Below are 14,289 nucleotides of genomic sequence, written 5' to 3'. Positions count from 1 at the left end.
GATCGCGGGCTGATCATAATTGCGGAACTCCCGGTACTTTCTCTCGGCTGACCATGTAGGAGAGCGGCGGCCGGAAGCAAGCGCCGAATTGCAGGGATGCAATCCGGCGCAACCGGGGCGGTTAATCGCGCCGCAGCGGCTCGATGATCACGGCTTCCGCCGCCATGCCCCCGCCCATGCCCCCGCCGGGCGGCTGCAAACGCGGATCGGTGGCGCGCATGATCAGGCCGGCCACCATGCCGATGGCCAGGCCGAGCCAGCCGCCATAAGCGCCGAAGCCCAACCCCAGCAGTACACCGCCGATGCCTTGCGCGCCGCTCCAATCCGCCAGCGCCAGACCGGTGATCATGCCGGACAGGCCGCCCAGCAGGGCATAGGGACGCGGATCGGCCATTGTGACCGGGCCGCCGCGTCCGGCGCGCCAATCCAGCAGCAGCAGCATCCCCAGACCCACTGTCGCCATCACCGGATACATCGCAATCGCCGCCCCCAGCGCCAGGGCAAATCCGGCGGCGATCAAGCCGATGCCCAGCGGGCCCAGCACGATCAGCAACAGCATGGGAGCATGCGCCACCAGCAGCCCCAAAGGCGGCGCGATGACGATAGCCAGCAGATAGCGCAGGGCGGCGCGCTCGATCGGACGGCGTGGGCCGCCGCCAACCACCCGCCAGCGCCGGCCGGTGTAATCGCCGTCCGGGCCTGGTCCGGTTGCTGGCCCGGTTGCGGGCCCGGTCTCAGAAGGCCCCGGCGGCAGAACCTCGCCCATGGATGCGCCTTACTGGCCCAGCTTGGCCTGTTCGATCTGCTTGGCCGTGCTGTACTGGCTGAGCGCATACACGGCCCACAGCGCCGCCGGAATCCAGCCGATCAGCGTGAGCTGCAGGATCAGGCAGATAATGCCCGCCACCGGACGCCCGATGGTGAAAAACAACAGCCAGGGCAGGAAAATGGCGATCAGCAGGCGCATTCAGTTTCTCCTCGAACCAGGGTCCGGCCGCTAGGAAGGCTTTGAAATATTCCACTGCAGCCAGCGCCAAGTTATCGCCCAGCGCGCAACCAGCCCCATCAAACAGCCCAAAATCCAATCGAACCACAACGGAATAAGATACTCTCCGGGAAGTCTTATACCAAAAGCTAAAAATATCAAAACAAGCAGCGGGCGATATGCGAGAGAGCAGAATAAGCCGCCCAATCCATAGGCAAGATACGAATCCCAGCCGCGATAGGACAAGAACCGCAACATCGGGTATCCTAATAAAACACTGCCCGGCAATGCCAGGGCCCAAAAACCCAACGTCACCCATGCCATGGCAAAAACATTGTCTTCGGGATACCAGAGGCCTGCCTGCTCTCGCGGCGTTGCAGGCTCAGGCAAAAGGCTTTGCCCCACCGCCCATACGGCATATATGCTGAATAGAACAATGGCAGGCGTGATAATGCACACCGCCGACAAAAACGGCTTCTGCTCCCCCGCCCTGCCGCGCATATGCCCTCCCATCCGAAACTTCGGCAATTATCTGTGAAATCATGCAAAACGGCGCTGGCTGCAAGGTCGCTATTTTGGGGGTTTACCGCTCATCTCAACAGGGCGATAGTTTTCCAGCCGTAATTTCAGCCTGCCGCTGGCGGCAGGAATCATCGTTGCCGAACTTTCCCGGGCTCCACCGGGAAGCATCCATGTCATCATCATGCCGCCGCCGACCGGCACCATGACCATGGTTTGCTGCACAGCAATGCTGTGCAACGCCCGCGCGTTATCCGCGTGCCTACGCTGCGAAACGATCACCATATAGGCTTCTTCGCTGTTCGATTTATTGACAAACAGCGTACCGTTCAGCACTGCGTTGCCGCTAAAGCTATCGCGCCGAAGCGTGAAAGCGGATGGATCGGATCGTCGCACCTCCCGGAAGCCCGCATCAAGGAACAGCACAGTGGGATAGAAAACAGCGGGGTCGTGCATTGCCCCCACGACATGGCTGTCTATCTTCACCATGTAAGGTTCATTCCATTGCGGCAGGGCAAATGCCTTGGCATAAGTCGCCTCGTGCTGGTCCAGCAATATCACCGAATCCGCCTCTCCCACCTCCTGGTCGATCAGTTCGCCAATGGTCAATGTCCGATAGGTCAGTCTATCCAAAGGGAGGTAGTCGGTGCGTTTGGCCAATGTCTCGGCGGATTTTTGCGCATATTGCCCGCCAGCAGTGACACAGGCAGAAAGCGCCGTCAGTAGCAACAATGCCAGGCAACCAACTAAACTTTCACGCCGCACCATCATCTTCCAATTTTTCGGAAGCCGCTTAGCGATACGCATTTCTGTACGCGTGATTATCCATTCCGAGAGCACTGATTTTCATATCATCTGGCCTGGCATCTTTGGGCCCAGAATCCTTAGGCGCGAAATCGCTGGGCCTGAGATCGTTGGAAATCCTGGCGCCAATCAATGGCGCAGCGGCTTTCAAAGCCTCCGCCGCCTGTTCCGCGCCATCGATCAATGATCCATAAGTCGGGAAGCGGTGCTGGGGTTCGGCTTGCAATTGCACCGGTTCGCCGGCGCCATATTGAAATCCATAACCAATCAGTTCGGAATAGAGTACAGCCTTGCTCTTTGCATCAACCAAGCGCACGTAAATGCGGGTGGAAGGCATGTAATCGGTATGGATAGTCGCGGCAAGGAAGCCATGCCAATTGATTGCCCAATCGAGATAAGCGTCCGCCTCCACCGGTATATTCGCATAATCGTTCAGCACGCGGTTCTCGGGCCGGTTCGGCGCGAAGCGCACAACCTCGTAATTTGCCGCCACCAATGCCTGTTCCACGGATTCCGTGAGATAAGCCGCGAAATCGAGCTGAAGCTCCCGCATCTTGGTGGTGAAGCCGTTGCTTTTGGATTGAATTTCGGCTGCCGCAATCAATCCGCCGATCAGGCCGAAGCTGTTGCCAGGATGATGCACCACCGCCACCGCATAGCTGTCTGGCTTGACCGGTTCGAACAGCGCAATCCGCTTGAGGCCGGCATGAGCCTCCTTGTTGAAGGCCTGTTTGGGCACCTGCGCACAGGCTGCAGCAAGAAACAAAACACAGAGAACGGCTAAACTCCGCAGCCATGGCATGACATGGCCCAGTCGCGCCGCGGCCCCAGTAACTGCAGCCATGTCCAATCGAACCGACGACATTCATATCCCCCGGAAAAAATCCATCAATAGGGGCGTATAATAAATAAACAACACCAATAAGAATATTATAATTTTCAGAGTTTAGCCATTACAGGCTTTGTGCGATGCCTCGCGACACTTGAAACGCAAACGGCGCCCCGGTTGCCCGGAGCGCCGTGTAATTTGCGTGAGGCCGAGGCCTTACTTCGCCAGCGAGGGATCGATGCCCTTGCAGGCTTCCACCAGGCCCTTCACGGCATTGGCGGAATGTTCGAACATCTTCTTTTCTTCCGGATTCAGTTCGATCTCGACGATCTTCTCCACGCCCTTGGCGCCGATCACCACCGGCACGCCGACATAGAGGCCGCTCTGGCCATACTTGCCGCCATCCAGCCAGGCGGCGCAGGGCAACACGCGGCGCTTGTCCTTCAGATAGCTCTCGGCCATTTCAATGGCGGACGAGGCCGGGGCGTAGAAGGCCGAGCCGGTCTTGAGCAGGGCCACGATCTCGGCGCCGCCATCGCGGGTGCGCTGGATGATCTTGTCGATCTTCTCCTGGGTGGACCAGCCCATCTTGATCAGATCCGGCACCGGAATGCCGGCCACGGTGGAATAGCGGATCAGCGGCACCATGGTGTCGCCATGGCCGCCCAGCACGAAGGCATTCACGTCGTTGACCGAGACGTTGAATTCTTCGGCCAGGAAATGACGGAAGCGGGCGCTATCCAGCACGCCGGCCATGCCGATCACCTTGTTATGCGGCAGGCCGCAGACTTCGCGCAGCACCCACACCATGGCATCCAGCGGGTTGGTGATGCAGATCACGAAGGCATTGGGCGCATGCGCCTTGATGCCGGCGCCCACCGCCTGCATCACCTTGATGTTGATGCCGAGCAGGTCGTCGCGGCTCATGCCCGGCTTGCGGGCCACGCCGGCGGTGACGATGATGACATCGGAACCGGCGATATCGGCGTAATCCTGGGTACCCTTCAGCTTGGCATCGAAGCCTTCCACGGCGCCGGCCTGGGCCAGATCGAGCGCCTTGCCCTGAGGCAGGCCTTCCACCACGTCGAAGATGGTGATGTCGCCGAGTTCCTTCAGGCCGGCCAGCAGGGCCAGCGTGCCGCCGATATTGCCGCCGCCGATCAAGGCGATTTTATTGCGCGCCATGGGATATCCTCCGGAAATCTCTGTCTGTGAGGGGAGTGGAAATAAGCGGCCCAAGGGGTAGCGGGAATCGCCCGTGCAGGCAAGGTTTAGTCGGGCCGATCCGCCAAAGAATGACGGCCGCCGCAATGTTTCGGCGGCCGTTGCGGTTTGGTAACCCTGCGATAGCGCCCTTAGCGGGGCGCCATACGCCCGGTACTCTTTTCGCGATGGCGCCCTTAACGGGGCGCCATACGCAGCGCACCATCCAGGCGGATGGTTTCGCCGTTCAGCATCTGGTTTTCGCAGATATGGCGGGCCAGCGCGGCATATTCCTCAGGCTTGCCCAGGCGCGACGGATACGGCACCGACTTGCCCAAGGATTCCTGCGCCTCGGGCGGCAGGGCGAACATCATCGGGGTGCCGAACAAGCCCGGCGCGATGGTGCAGACGCGGATGCCGAACTGGGAGAATTCCCGGGCGAGAGGCAGCGTCATGCCATGCACGCCGGCCTTGGAGGCGCCATAGGCGGGCTGGCCGATCTGGCCATCGAACGCCGCCACCGACGCGGTGTTGATGATGCAGCCGCGCTCCTTGCCATCCATCTCGGCCTGCTGCTGCATGTGATACGCCACCAGGCGGATCATGTTGAACGTGCCGACCAGATTGATCTGCACCACCTTGACGAATTTCTCCAACGCCACCGGGCCATCCTTGCCCACCGCCTTCATCGGCGTGCCGACGCCGGCGCAATTCACCAGCACGCGCACCGGGCCGACCTTGGCAATGGCATCCTGCACGGCAGCCTCGCCGCCGGGACCATCAGCCACGTCGCATTTGATCGCCACGCCACCGATTTCGCCGGCGGTCTGGGTGGCCAGTTCGAGATTCATGTCGAAGATCGCAACCTTGGCGCCGGCCTTGGCCAGTTCGCGCGCGGTGGCCGCGCCCAGACCCGAGGCACCGCCGGTGACGATAGCGCCAACACCTTTGAGATTCATGCCGAGTTCCTCCGCTTTTCTTGCTCAATTGTTGCTGTGCATTACAAAATCTGCCCGGTTTATAGCCGATGCCTGCGCCCCTTGGCGAGGGCTGCGCGCCTCACCATATCCAGAGCATGACCGCAGCAAACCGCGAAAACCTGCCAGAGGAAAGTGCGGGCGCCCTGGAGCCCGACAAGCTTGCCGCAGAGGAAGCCAGGCTGAAGCCGCAATTCCGCGCCAAATTACAGGCCGTGCTGGGTCGCCTGCCCTGGCTGCGCGACCGCCTGGCGGACCTGCTGACAGCGTATTACTGCGCCATCGACCCGGCCACTCCGGCCCGCGCCAAAGCCACGCTGCTGGGCGCGCTGGGCTATTTCGTGCTGCCGCTGGATGCCGTGCCCGACATGTTTCTCGCGCTTGGCTATACGGACGACCTGGCCGTGCTGCTGCTGGCCATGCGCACCGTGCAGGCGCATATCACGCAACAGCACCGGGACCGGGCCAAGGCCGCCCTTGAAGCCGCCAAGAACGGCGATTTCGCAGTATGAAAATCGGCGATCAACCGCCGAAAAGACCCGTATTTAAAACAGTATGGCCATTGCCATTTTCAAGAATGGTTCCAATATAGAATGCAGCAAAGGAGAAGCCCCCATGGATATCGATATCGGGATTAACGAGAAGGATCGGAAGAAGATTGCCGATGGCTTGTCGCACCTGCTGGCCGACACCTACACGCTGTATCTGAAGACGCATAATTACCATTGGAATGTCACCGGCCCGATGTTCCAGACGCTGCATCTGATGTTCGAGCAGCATTACACCGAACTGGCGCTTGCGGTGGATGCCATCGCCGAGCGTATCCGCGCCCTGGGCTTTGCCGCGCCGGGCACCTATGCGCAATTCGTGAAGTTGAGCTCGATCCCGGAAGAAACCAAGATTCCGGCAGCCACCGACATGATCAAGAATCTGGTGAAGGGCCACGAAGCTGTGGCGCGCACCGCGCGTGCGATCTTCCCGCAGGCCGACAAGGCGAGCGACGAGCCCACCGCCGACCTGCTGACCCAGCGCCTGCAGGTGCATGAAAAAACCGCCTGGATGCTGCGCAGCCTCCTGGAAAAGTGAGCATCCCCTACCTACAAGTGTGATTGGCGAATGGCGGCGATGGGAGTAGCCTCTCCCCGTCGCCATTTGTTTTTTTAGGGGTTTAGCATGCTGATCAAGCGGCTGCGTGGCTGGGAAATCAAGGAAAGCCAGGTAACGCCCGAGGCGGTGTTCCTGAACAGGCGTCAGGCGCTGCTAGGCGCGGCCGGTATCGGCCTTGCCGGCATGATGCCGCATACCGGCCAGGCTCAGGTTGCCGGCATGGCGGGCGAACTTTATCCCGCCAAACGCAATGCCGCCTTCGAAGCCGGCCGGCCGCTGACCGAGGAAAAAGTGGCGACCACCTACAACAACTTCTACGAATTCGGCACCACCAAGCGGATTTCAGACACAGCGCAAAGCCTGAACCTGAAACCCTGGGATGTGCAGATCGACGGCCTGGTGGAAAAACCGATCACGCTGGATGCCGAAGAGCTGATCCGCAAGATGCCGCTGGAAGAGCGCATCTACCGCTTCCGCTGCGTGGAAGCCTGGGCGATGACGGTGCCGTGGAGCGGCTTTCCGGTGAAGGCGCTGGTGGATTTCGCGAAGCCGAAAAACGATGCGAAATACCTGCGCATGGAAACCTTCATGCGGCCCAAGGAAGCACGCGGCCAGCGCCAGGATTGGTATCCCTGGCCCTATGTGGAAGGCCTGAGCATGGCCGAGGCCACCAACGATCTGGCCTTTATTTCCACCGGGGTTTACGGCAAACCGATTCCCAAGCAGATGGGCGCGCCGCTGCGGCTGGCGACGCCTTGGAAATACGGTTTCAAATCGGTGAAGTCGATCGTGCGCTTCACCTTCACCGACAAGCAACCGAAAAGCTTCTGGGAAGATCTCGGCCCCGATGAATACGGCTTCTGGGCCAATGTGAACCCGGCTGTGCCGCATCCGCGCTGGAGCCAGGCCACCGAGGAAATCATCGGCACCGGCAACCGCATTCCCACCGTGATCTATAACGGCTATGGCGAGCATGTGGCCGGCCTCTACAAGGACATGGAAGGCCTGGGCCGCAAGCTGTTCATGTGAGCCTGCCGTGTTTAATGTGGCGGCATGAGCCACGACCTGATCGTTTTCGACCTGGATGGCACGCTGGTGGATTCCGAGCCGCTGGCCAATCGGGTGTTCCATGAAAAGCTGGCGGCTTTGGGCCTCGACCCGGCCATTGACGAGGCCCGCCTGGCGCATGACTTTACCGGCCTGAGCCTGGAAAGCTGTTTCCGCCTGGCGCACGAGCGATATGGCCTCGCCCTGCCGCCGGGCTTCCGCGACGATCTGCAGGCCGAAACCTTCCGGCGCCTGGAGCGCGACCTGCAACCGATTCCCGGCGCCGAGGCATTGCTCAGCCGCCTGCGGGGGCCACGCTGCGTGGCCTCCTCCTCCGAATCGGACAAGATCGCTTTCAGCCTGCGACGCACCAACCTTGCCCGTTTTTTCAGCCCCGGCAGCCTGTTCAGCGCCCAGCAGGTGCAGCATGGCAAACCGGCGCCGGACCTATTCCTGTTCGCAGCGCAAACCATGGGTGCAGCGCCCGAAAAATGCGTGGTAGTTGAGGACAGCCTGCCCGGAGCTACCGCCGGAATACGGGCCGGCATGCAAGTTTTTGCCTTCCGGCCACAGCCCGATACCGCCCTGGATGCGCCTTTCAAAGCCATGGGCTGCCGCCTCATCCGCCATCTGGATGAGCTGCAAACCTTTGTTTAGGCAGGGAAAAGACAAAAAAAGGCCGGCCTGACTGGTGTCAGGCCGGCAAAGTCTTAACAGGGAGGCTCCGCGCGAGACGCGCGGAAGGCCGGGATGGCGGGGGAGCCACCACGGCCTAGTTTCTGGCCGGAGCCGGAAACTGAAAAGATGCTGCGACGCAACATCTGACAGGGGTAGATGTAATGCGCCGCAGCGGTTTTGACCATCCTCTCATTTAGCAGGACAGCCATGCATTTGCTGCATATCTAGGCAGATCACCCGCCTATTGGGCAACTGGCGGAAAATATAGGCGGACAATGGTGCCGCGCCCCGGCTCGCTCTCGATCTCCAGACGGCCGTTATGCAATTCGATCAAACTCTTCACCAGGGGCAGCCCCAGGCCGGTACCTCGCAACTGCGAAACCATAGCGTTGTCGGCCTGGCCGAAAGGCAGCAAAGCCTTGTCGATATCCGCGACGCTCATGCCGATACCGGTATCGGAAACGCTCAACAGCGTGCCGCCGCCATCGGGCAGAGCCTCGGCCTGCAGGCTGACCAGACCGCCCGGCGCGGTGAACTTCACCGCATTGGACAAAAGGTTGACCAGCATCTGTTTGGCCATGCGGCTATCGGCAATGAAGCTCAGTTCGTCTGGACCATCCACCTGCATACGCACCTGACGGTCGGCGGCCAGCGGGCGCACCAGCAGCAGGCAATCCCCGCGCAGATTGCCCCACACCACCGGCCCGGGCTGCAGCTCCATCCGCCCGGCCTCGATCTTGGATAGATCGAGGATATCATCGATCACCGACAGCAGATGCCGGCCCGCGTTGTGGATATCGCGGGCATAGCGATCGTATTGCTGCACGCCGGAAGCGCCCAGCATCTGCAACGCCATGATCTCGGAAAAGCCGATGATGGCATTCAGCGGCGTGCGCAACTCATGGCTCATATGGGCCAGGAATTGCGATTTCGCACGGTTTGCATATTCGGCGGCACGATGCGCTTCGATGGCGGCGCGGCGCGCAGCCTCAAGGGTTTCGGATCGAGCGGCCAGCATTTCGGCTTGATGCGCCAAGGTTTCATTGGCCTCGCGCAGCCGCTGTTCGGATTGCCGCCGCGCGGTGACATCATGCACCACCGCCAAGGCCGCCGGCGCACCGCCATATTGCATCGCCACCGCTGCCATGCTGGCCCAGATAACACCGCCATGAGCGGTGGCAAGCTGGAATTCCCGTTCGGCGCCATCTTCGGGCTGATCGGCCGGAGCGGCGAAAATGCGATGGTGATGCGCTGGATCCAGCCGATAGCGCACCATGGCTGCGGGATCATCGGGCAGCGCGATACCGAAAAGCTGCGCCGCCGGCCGGTTGCTGTAAAGAAAGCCGCCATCGGATTGCCGCACGACAACGATGGGAAACGGCGCCGTATCCAGGATCGAACGCAGCCGCGCCTCGGCCGCGCGCGCGGTTGCGCTGATCTGGCTGCGTTCGCGCAAGCTTTCGCGCAGCCGCTCCACCAGCGCGCTGCCGCGCCGGTAATAGACTTGGAACCGCAGCACAAAAGCCGCCACCAGCAGACCCAGCATGCCGCCGGTCGCCGCAAGCGACAGATCGCCCGGCGCGGCACGCGCCACCAGCAGCAGGAAAGGCGGCAGATAGGTGAGGGTTACCAGCAGCAGCGACAGCGAGGCCATCGCCGCCGTGGTCAGCGCCACCGAGATACCCATCCCGACCAGCCCGCAGATGGCCAGCAGCACGCCCTCTCCGCGCGGCAGCAACGCCAGCACGGACAGTCCGATGCCAAACAGCAGGCCATTGGCGGCATAAACAAGATGGAACAGCAGCGACCAGCGCGTTCGATTTGTCTTGCTGCGTTCGGAATCCCCACGATAGCTGCGATGCAACAGGAATTGCGCCCCAACGACCAGAGCGGTGAGGATCGGATAGAGCAGGCGCTGCCAGAGCGGCAGCGCATCGCCCACCGTGAACGGCACCAGGCAGGCCACGATGAACTGCGCCGCCATATCGATCGGCCGGCGAATCTTCACCAGCAAATCGTTCATGCGCCCATCACCGACGATTTGCAGCAACTGATTTTCCTAATAACGCCAATCGGCCACTTTGCGCAGCAGGAAGTCGCGGAACACCGCGAGACGCTTGGTGTTGCGCAGTTCTTCGGGATAGGCCAGATACGTATCGAAATTCGGCCCATCCACATTGGGCAACACGCGCACCACGCGGGGATTGCCCTGCACCATGTAATCCGGTAGCGCCGCAACGCCCAGGCCGCTGACCATCGCCTGCATCACGCCATACACATTGTTGACGGTGAAGATCGGCTCGCGCGGACGGCTGGGTTCGCCCACGGTGAGCAGCCAGTTGATATTGTCGAAATGCGCCGGCGCGGTTTCGCCATAAACCACCAGGCGATGGCGATCGAGATCCTCCACCGCCTGCGGCGCACCATGGCGGGTGACGTAATCCACCGAAGCATAGAGATGATTGTGAACGGTGAGCAACTTGCGCTGAATCAGATCGGATTGCGTGGGCTTCCACATGCGGATCGCCACATCCGCCTCGCGCATCGACAGATCGAGTTCACGATCATCCACCACCAGCGAGATGCGGATATCGGGATAGAGATCCATGAATTCCTTGATGCGCGGTGCCAGCCAGATGGTGCCGAAAGCCACCGTCGAAGTAACGCGCAGGTCGCCGCTGGGCTTGTCCTTGCTGTCGGCAATCATGGCTTCCGCCACTGCCAGGCGAGAGAAAATTTCCCGTGCCGTGCGCAACAGCAATTCGCCCTGTTCGGTGAGGATCAAACCGCGCGCATGGCGATGGAACAGCGAGGTGTTGAGCTGAGTTTCCAGCGCGCCGATCTGGCGGCTGACAGCGGATTGGCTGAGGCCAAGCTGTTCGCCGGCATGGGTGAGGCTGCCCGCCTCGGCAACCGCATGGAAGATGCGCAGCTTGTCCCAATCCAGCGCCGACATGGCGGTTTTATTCCCCCCTCACCCGTTCAGCGGCTCAATCGGCCGCTTCGGCTTCCGCAGACCCATGACCCGCGACGAATTTCTCGGCTTCCAGCGCCGCCATGCAGCCGCTGCCAGCCGCCGTTACAGCCTGACGATAGATCTTATCCTGCACATCGCCGGCAGCGAACACGCCGGCAATGGCGGTCTGCGTGGTGCCGGGCTTGGTGGTCAGGTAACCATCCTTGTCCAGCGGCAATTGATCCTTGAACAAGGCCGTATTGGGCGTATGGCCGATAGCGACGAATACGCCGTCGGTGGCGATCTGCTGGATCGCGCCGGTGCGGGTATTCTTCAGGCGCACGCCTTCCACACCTTTCGGCTCGCTGCCGCCGACGATCTCCTCCACCTGATGATCCCAGATCACCTTGATCTTGGGATTGGCAAACAGGCGATCTTGCAAAATCTTTTCGGCGCGGAAGCTGTCGCGCCGATGCACGATGGTCACTTCCTCGGCATGGTTGGTGAGATAAAGCGCCTCTTCAACGGCGGTATTGCCGCCGCCCACCACCACCACCTTCTTGCCACGGAAGAAGAAGCCGTCGCAGGTGGCGCAGGCCGAAACGCCGAAGCCCTGGAAATGCTGTTCGCTGGGCAGACCCAGCCAGCGCGCCTGGGCGCCGGTGGCGATGATCAGGGTTTCGCCGATATAGGTATCGCCGGAATCGCCCTTGGCCACGAAGGGCCGGCGCGAGAGATCGACCGACACGATGATGTCGTGGATGATCTCGGCGCCGACATGGCGGGCCTGCTCTTCCATCTCCTGCATCAGCCAGGGGCCCTGGATCACCTTGGCGAAGCCGGGATAATTCTCCACATCGGTGGTGATGGTGAGCTGGCCGCCGGGCTGCAGGCCATGCACCATGATCGGCTTCAGCGAAGCGCGGGCGGCATAGATCGCCGCCGTGCAGCCGGCCGGGCCGGAACCGATGATGAGGGCTTTGGTGTGAAAGGTCTTAGCCATGATCGGGACTCGGGAAAGAGGGGTCTGTTCCCTGAATAATAGGGCGGTACCCCGCCCTATTAAATGCCCGCGACGTTACGGATCGGCGGTAAATCCGATTAAAACCCGAACATGTGATCCAGGCAGAAGCTGGTCTGGCCGTTTTCCAGGCCATGGAAGCCGAACAACCGGCAGGTGGTGTCGCGGATCTGCACCCAGGCGCCGCTACCGGCCTGCTGCCGCAAGGCGGTGCCGAACACCTCGGAAACCCGAAAAAACACCGAACCGCCATAGGGTATCGGCAGGTCGCGTTCGGCCAAAGCTTCGGCACGGCCGTTGAACAACGTCAGCTTGGTGGCCGACGGCTCGCCGCTGCCATAGGTGCCGGCCGGCAGCGAGGCCGGATAGACCAGATGGCAGATCGAATCGAACGGCGCATCGCCCAGCCGCAGGAACAGCCGCGTGGTCAGGCCCGGCGGACGATGGGTATAGCTTTGCGGCTCGTCACGATAGGTGATCGGCATATTGTAGATATGCGCGCCGAAGATGGTCTCCGCCGCATGGCCCGACGCCCGCTGTTCATAGAGCCCCAGCGCATGCAGCCAGCCATCTGCCTCGCCGCCATCGCGGAAATCATAGAGATATTCCACATGGCCATAGCCGCTGGGCAGGCTGGCGCCGGCTTCCGCCATCCAGGCATCGATATCGGCAGGCACCGAGTCGCGCCGCGCCAAACGGCCGAGATACTTTTCCGCCACGGTTTCGCCTGAGCCATCGATCAGCAACAGCTTCAGCGGCAATTCCTGCTGCGCCGTACTCATCGGCGTGGGTAGCGTGACCGAGCGCCAGCGATCCAGCGGCAGGATCGGCAGCGGCATCACATAGCCCTTGCCCAGCAGGCCGCCCAGTTGCGGCAGCTTGGGATCTGGCTTGAGATCGATACGCTCCACATTGGCATGCGCAATGCGGCGGCGCGGCGGTTTGCCATCGCGGGCACGCAGAATCTCGTAGCGCGGACGCACGAAATAGCGGCCGGCCTGGATTTCGATCTGATCGGGGAATTTCAGGCCCGGCAGCAAAGCGCCCAGATCGACGGCGCGGGTGCCGAATGGCGGCACTTCGGTATCCACCCAGGCGGTATCCTGGCTGCCCATGGCATTGGCGCCGATGGCCCCGGCCGGAATGGTGAGCGGATGGCTGTTCTGCACCCAGAGCAGCAGCTTTTCGCCCGCCTTGGGCGCCGGCACACCGGCATAGAGATCGGCCGGCCAGGCATTGGCATCATGGGTGCACGAAAGCTGGTCGCCATCCTCGGAGAAACAATCCAGCGCGTATTTCACCACATCGTGGCCCTTGGCGCGCAGGGCATGCATGAACAGCGACCCGGCGAAATCGCTCAGGCCGAAACGGCGGCGCACTTCGCGGCTATCGATGATCAGCGAATGATTGGTGCCGCCAAGCTGCTCTTCCCACTCGGCCAGCACGCCGCCATCGGGATCGAACAGACAGCACCACAATGCAGCCCGTTCGGCGCCATAGCCACGCCAGTAATTCGCCGTCACCAGCTTGGTATGCAGCCCCTCGGCATCGCGCAGGAAGGCGAAGTTGGTGGCGAAGTTGATCGGATCGAGATACTTGCCCGGATTGCCCAGCCATTCGGCGGGCAGACGCATGTCGTCCAGACTGAGCACCTGGCAACCCGGCGGCAGCAGGCGCTCGATCTGGCTTTTCAGCGCGCCGGAATCGAAGGCGGCGATGAACACCGCATCGGGGGCAATCGCGGGCAGATCCAGCACTGGGCGCGCCGTGAAGCCCAGGCGCTCGGCGCCGATATCCTCCACCCGCTGCACCAGCAGGGCAGCGATATTGCCGCGCGGGATCGGGAAGAAGGCGTCGAACGGCTCCAGGATCGGCTGCGGCTCGGGATCGTACAGCGCCAGGCGGGCGAAGCCGCCGAGTTTTTCCGCAAGCGCCCGGCCTTGCGCCATGACCTTGGGGTGGCCCAAAGCCTTGAACAGGCTATGGCCGCCGAAATTGTTGCCCGGGCGCCAACCATTGCGGGCATCGGGATTGGAGAAAGTATCGATTTTGAGTGCCATGCGCCTAGGGACCGGTGCTGAGTGGGCCACACCCCTGCTGCCTTAGTAACATTGCCGCCTGCCGCGGAAAACGCTGCCGCGCGGAAAATCACCCGGTCAGACC

The 14,289-nt window shown here is 61.6% G+C and carries 15 protein-coding genes; 4 read left to right on the top strand and 11 right to left on the bottom strand.

The genetic code is table 11. The features are described 5' to 3' along the window. Positions 1 to 121: 121 nt before the first annotated feature. The 7 genes from KF827_RS13205 to KF827_RS13175 all read right to left on the bottom strand — a co-directional run bounded on the left by KF827_RS13205 (position 122) and on the right by KF827_RS13175 (position 5,299). A complete protein-coding gene (locus KF827_RS13205; RefSeq protein ID WP_291006252.1) occupies positions 122 to 766 on the bottom strand; it encodes a hypothetical protein in 645 nt (214 codons plus the stop codon). 9 nt (positions 767 to 775) lie between these two features. Beyond that, complete coding sequence (locus KF827_RS13200) at positions 776 to 967, bottom strand: YqaE/Pmp3 family membrane protein (protein ID WP_291006249.1); 192 nt, start codon at positions 965 to 967, stop codon at positions 776 to 778. Between the two features lie 30 nt (positions 968 to 997). Next, positions 998 to 1,486 carry a hypothetical protein gene (locus KF827_RS13195; protein WP_291006246.1) on the bottom strand — a complete coding sequence of 163 codons (489 nt, stop codon included), beginning with the start codon at positions 1,484 to 1,486 and terminating at the stop codon, positions 998 to 1,000. Between the two features lie 69 nt (positions 1,487 to 1,555). Beyond that, positions 1,556 to 2,311, bottom strand: a complete 756-nt coding sequence (locus KF827_RS13190; protein WP_291006243.1) for a MalM family protein — start codon at positions 2,309 to 2,311, stop codon at positions 1,556 to 1,558. Next, positions 2,298 to 3,173 carry a hypothetical protein gene (locus tag KF827_RS13185; protein ID WP_291006240.1) on the bottom strand — a complete coding sequence of 292 codons (876 nt, stop codon included), beginning with the start codon at positions 3,171 to 3,173 and terminating at the stop codon, positions 2,298 to 2,300. The genes KF827_RS13190 and KF827_RS13185 overlap by 14 nt, the downstream gene beginning before the upstream one ends. Positions 3,174 to 3,353: 180 nt before the next feature. Next, positions 3,354 to 4,322 (bottom strand): malate dehydrogenase, encoded by a 969-nt coding sequence (mdh, locus tag KF827_RS13180; protein ID WP_291006237.1) that lies wholly within the window; start codon positions 4,320 to 4,322, stop codon positions 3,354 to 3,356. A gap of 215 nt (positions 4,323 to 4,537) precedes the next feature. Further along, entirely contained in the window at positions 4,538 to 5,299 is a 762-nt protein-coding gene (locus tag KF827_RS13175; protein ID WP_290985795.1) for an SDR family NAD(P)-dependent oxidoreductase, read from the bottom strand. A gap of 116 nt (positions 5,300 to 5,415) precedes the next feature. Between KF827_RS13175 and KF827_RS13170 the strand changes: the two genes are divergently transcribed. The 4 genes from KF827_RS13170 (at position 5,416) to KF827_RS13155 (ending at position 8,128) form a co-directional block, all read left to right on the top strand. Continuing rightward, the gene (locus tag KF827_RS13170; protein ID WP_291006235.1) at positions 5,416 to 5,829 is read left to right on the top strand and encodes a YkvA family protein; all 414 of its coding nucleotides are present in this window, start codon (positions 5,416 to 5,418) and stop codon (positions 5,827 to 5,829) included. A gap of 103 nt (positions 5,830 to 5,932) precedes the next feature. Then, positions 5,933 to 6,403: a Dps family protein gene (locus KF827_RS13165; RefSeq protein ID WP_290985800.1), complete on the top strand. Its 471-nt coding sequence runs from the start codon at positions 5,933 to 5,935 to the stop codon at positions 6,401 to 6,403. Between the two features lie 87 nt (positions 6,404 to 6,490). Beyond that, complete coding sequence (msrP, locus tag KF827_RS13160; protein WP_290985804.1) at positions 6,491 to 7,453, top strand: protein-methionine-sulfoxide reductase catalytic subunit MsrP; 963 nt, start codon at positions 6,491 to 6,493, stop codon at positions 7,451 to 7,453. A 24-nt stretch (positions 7,454 to 7,477) separates the two neighbouring features. Next, on the top strand, positions 7,478 to 8,128 hold the full coding sequence (locus KF827_RS13155; RefSeq protein WP_291006232.1) for an HAD family hydrolase: 651 nt from the start codon (positions 7,478 to 7,480) through the stop codon (positions 8,126 to 8,128). 262 nt (positions 8,129 to 8,390) lie between these two features. On the opposite strand, the gene KF827_RS13150 is transcribed toward KF827_RS13155, so the two are convergent. The 4 genes from KF827_RS13150 to KF827_RS13135 form a co-directional block, all read right to left on the bottom strand. Further along, on the bottom strand, positions 8,391 to 10,172 hold the full coding sequence (locus KF827_RS13150; RefSeq protein ID WP_291006229.1) for a PAS domain-containing sensor histidine kinase: 1,782 nt from the start codon (positions 10,170 to 10,172) through the stop codon (positions 8,391 to 8,393). Positions 10,173 to 10,208: 36 nt separating this feature from the next. Beyond that, positions 10,209 to 11,105, bottom strand: a complete 897-nt coding sequence (locus KF827_RS13145; protein WP_367273143.1) for a LysR family transcriptional regulator — start codon at positions 11,103 to 11,105, stop codon at positions 10,209 to 10,211. A gap of 34 nt (positions 11,106 to 11,139) precedes the next feature. Further along, the gene (gene trxB / locus KF827_RS13140) at positions 11,140 to 12,108 is read right to left on the bottom strand and encodes a thioredoxin-disulfide reductase (protein WP_291006226.1); all 969 of its coding nucleotides are present in this window, start codon (positions 12,106 to 12,108) and stop codon (positions 11,140 to 11,142) included. Between the two features lie 98 nt (positions 12,109 to 12,206). Beyond that, on the bottom strand, positions 12,207 to 14,186 hold the full coding sequence (locus tag KF827_RS13135) for a hypothetical protein (protein WP_291006223.1): 1,980 nt from the start codon (positions 14,184 to 14,186) through the stop codon (positions 12,207 to 12,209). Between the last annotated feature and the right edge of the window lie 103 nt (positions 14,187 to 14,289).

The sequence above is a fragment of the Ferrovibrio sp. genome (assembly GCF_019636075.1).
GTDB lineage: Bacteria > Pseudomonadota > Alphaproteobacteria > Ferrovibrionales > Ferrovibrionaceae > Ferrovibrio.
Note: the sequence above shows the minus strand (reverse complement) of the source record. Positions and strands in the feature narration are given on the sequence as shown.

Coding starts and splice junctions, on each gene's coding strand:
- KF827_RS13205 (WP_291006252.1), bottom strand. CDS start 766: ATGGGCGAGGTTCTGCCGCCGGGGCCTTCTGAGACCGGGCCCGCAACC.
- KF827_RS13200 (WP_291006249.1), bottom strand. CDS start 967: ATGCGCCTGCTGATCGCCATTTTCCTGCCCTGGCTGTTGTTTTTCACC.
- KF827_RS13195 (WP_291006246.1), bottom strand. CDS start 1,486: ATGCGCGGCAGGGCGGGGGAGCAGAAGCCGTTTTTGTCGGCGGTGTGC.
- KF827_RS13190 (WP_291006243.1), bottom strand. CDS start 2,311: ATGCGTATCGCTAAGCGGCTTCCGAAAAATTGGAAGATGATGGTGCGG.
- KF827_RS13185 (WP_291006240.1), bottom strand. CDS start 3,173: ATGTCGTCGGTTCGATTGGACATGGCTGCAGTTACTGGGGCCGCGGCG.
- mdh (WP_291006237.1), bottom strand. CDS start 4,322: ATGGCGCGCAATAAAATCGCCTTGATCGGCGGCGGCAATATCGGCGGC.
- KF827_RS13175 (WP_290985795.1), bottom strand. CDS start 5,299: ATGAATCTCAAAGGTGTTGGCGCTATCGTCACCGGCGGTGCCTCGGGT.
- KF827_RS13170 (WP_291006235.1), top strand. CDS start 5,416: ATGACCGCAGCAAACCGCGAAAACCTGCCAGAGGAAAGTGCGGGCGCC.
- KF827_RS13165 (WP_290985800.1), top strand. CDS start 5,933: ATGGATATCGATATCGGGATTAACGAGAAGGATCGGAAGAAGATTGCC.
- msrP (WP_290985804.1), top strand. CDS start 6,491: ATGCTGATCAAGCGGCTGCGTGGCTGGGAAATCAAGGAAAGCCAGGTA.
- KF827_RS13155 (WP_291006232.1), top strand. CDS start 7,478: ATGAGCCACGACCTGATCGTTTTCGACCTGGATGGCACGCTGGTGGAT.
- KF827_RS13150 (WP_291006229.1), bottom strand. CDS start 10,172: ATGAACGATTTGCTGGTGAAGATTCGCCGGCCGATCGATATGGCGGCG.
- KF827_RS13145 (WP_367273143.1), bottom strand. CDS start 11,105: ATGTCGGCGCTGGATTGGGACAAGCTGCGCATCTTCCATGCGGTTGCC.
- trxB (WP_291006226.1), bottom strand. CDS start 12,108: ATGGCTAAGACCTTTCACACCAAAGCCCTCATCATCGGTTCCGGCCCG.
- KF827_RS13135 (WP_291006223.1), bottom strand. CDS start 14,186: ATGGCACTCAAAATCGATACTTTCTCCAATCCCGATGCCCGCAATGGT.